The sequence below is a fragment of the Catenovulum agarivorans YM01 genome (genome assembly GCF_000281085.1).
GTDB classification, from domain to species: domain Bacteria; phylum Pseudomonadota; class Gammaproteobacteria; order Enterobacterales; family Alteromonadaceae; genus Catenovulum; species Catenovulum agarivorans.
This window is the reverse complement of record NZ_JH767550.1, coordinates 2,552-4,558: the sequence shown is the minus strand read 5'-3', so window position 1 is coordinate 4,558 and position 2,007 is coordinate 2,552. Positions and strand designations below refer to the sequence as shown.

General features: G+C 38.4%; 4 protein-coding genes. All 4 read right to left on the bottom strand.

What is annotated here, in order from left to right:
* Positions 1-226: 226 nt before the first annotated feature.
* Complete coding sequence (locus WSC_RS24545) at positions 227-1,057, bottom strand: alpha/beta fold hydrolase (protein ID WP_016958009.1); 831 nt, start codon at positions 1,055-1,057, stop codon at positions 227-229.
* Positions 1,058-1,240: 183 nt separating this feature from the next.
* Entirely contained in the window at positions 1,241-1,486 is a 246-nt protein-coding gene (gene brnA / locus WSC_RS0121405) for a type II toxin-antitoxin system BrnA family antitoxin (RefSeq protein WP_016958008.1), read from the bottom strand.
* A complete protein-coding gene (locus WSC_RS0121400) occupies positions 1,473-1,739 on the bottom strand; it encodes a BrnT family toxin (RefSeq protein ID WP_016958007.1) in 267 nt (88 codons plus the stop codon). The genes brnA and WSC_RS0121400 overlap by 14 nt, the downstream gene beginning before the upstream one ends.
* Positions 1,740-1,765: 26 nt before the next feature.
* Positions 1,766-2,007, bottom strand: a 242-nt coding sequence (locus WSC_RS25450; RefSeq protein ID WP_237716348.1) for a hypothetical protein, incomplete at its 5' end; no start/stop codon positions are given.

Genomic DNA, 2,007 nt, shown 5'->3' with positions numbered 1-2,007 from the left:
TCTGTGAGTTATTCTACTCACTTAATGAGGTGTCCAAAACTATTGGATCAGATCAATATGCTTACACCTGCTAGTTAACGCCGCAATATGGGGCGCATAAAAGCTTGGCTATAATAGCGAAGAATGAGCGTAGCCAAGCTTTTTGCGTCCCTTCATAATTGCTTTGTTATACGTATTTAGTAGGCATAGCAAGCAGCGTCGCGATTATTACTTTATAAATTAACATTCAGTTAGATATATCTCTTAATTCTTCAGAAATCCACTGAATAGCTTCTGTGACTAATTTAGGGTTTTCATGATGAATATAGTGTTCACATATATCACATATTATTTGTTTGGAGTTGGGTGATAAATTTGAAAGCTGTTTTTGGGTATATTGAACAGTTTCCCAGCTTACCTTTTCTTTGGCGCTCATGCTATCAACACTACCCCAGTAACTTTTACCCGCCGACAGTACAACTAAAGGTACATTAGGGAAATTGGGGTTTTCGTTTACTAGTTGCATAGTTAAGGGCATACCTTTCATTTCGCTATCTACAACAGTCGGTAAGATGATTTTCACCCAAGCTGGCAAGACTGGTAATGCGCAATTTATACCTCCCGACTTTTCACACTCAGCAGTCCAACTAGCAGGTTTGGCATCAACTAAAACAACTCCTGAAACTTCTTTTGGAAAAGTTTTTGCGTAGAGTTCCATATAAGTTCCGCCAATTGAATGACCTACCAATAAATAGGGAGGTTTAACATCTGCTACGGCAAGAAGCTCTCGAAGCTCATTAATAATTGTGCTCCCATCTCTTTGAAGATTTTTACTTTGACTTGCACCATAACCAGCACGATTGTATGCAAAGATCCTATTGTTCTCTTTTAGGTTTTTTAATACAGGTTCCCATGTCGTCATGTTATCAGTTAAACCTGCTTCAAATACAATAGTTAAGGGACCATTACCCGAAAGGTGATATGAATATTTTCCGTGCTTAGTAATAGCTTCCTTTGTATCTGGTAAAGTTGAACACCCGGCCATGATAAATAAGAGAACACCAATTAATACTTTCACTGCATTTCCTTGAAACTAGATGGTTTATTGAATTGGTTGTGACAATAGAGACCGATGTTAGTTCAGCCAGAACACAAATATTAATACGTATAACGCCGCAATATGGGGCGCATAAAAGCTTGGCTAAAATTAGGAACGAAGTGACGCGAGCCAAGCTTTTTGCGTCCCTTCATAATTGCATTGTTAGCCGTGTTTAAATCCGTGACTTTGCAAATGCTCTAAACGCTCAGCAAGCCAAACTTTAATTATTGACTGCCTAGTGACACCCACTCTATTAGCCTCACGATCTAGTGAATCAAGCATCCATGTAGGAAAATCTACATTAACCCGCTTAGTTTCCTGTGTCGTGCGTTTGGCCTTTGAAAGATCAAGGCTAGATAAAATATCGTCACCATCATCAAATTTTTTTTCAAATTCAGAAGCTTTCATAAAATTCAACCTCATTTTTTCTAGAACGCCTCACTGAAATTATCCGAATATTTGGAGTTCGGTGAGTAATTACAGCGGACCAAAACTTGCCTTTGTGGTATGCAATTATCAATGAACGAGGTTCATCTGATGTATTTGCAGGGATCTCAACTAAATCTGGGTCATTCCACAACTCTTGAGCTTCATCAAAATCGATACCATGTTTCACGAGATTGATTTCGCTTTTATTGGGGTCATATTCAAAAGTATACATGACATAAAAACTATACCTTTTTTGAATTATATGCAAGAGGTTTGATTAATACGGCTAACGCCGCAATAAGTGGCGCATAAAAGCTTGGCTATAATTAGCGAGGAACGAGCGCAGCCAAGCTTTTTGCGTCCACCCTTAATTGCATTGTTAGCTAATGCTGAGTCTTTAAAACTTAACTCGCTAACAACACAAAACCAAATTAGCAACTTACCTACTCTATTTTCAAACTGCAAACTTACAGCGAAAAGAAGCAGACCCGAACAATGCC

Coding starts and splice junctions, on each gene's coding strand:
- WSC_RS0121400 (WP_016958007.1), bottom strand. CDS start 1,739: ATGTATACTTTTGAATATGACCCCAATAAAAGCGAAATCAATCTCGTG.
- brnA (WP_016958008.1), bottom strand. CDS start 1,486: ATGAAAGCTTCTGAATTTGAAAAAAAATTTGATGATGGTGACGATATT.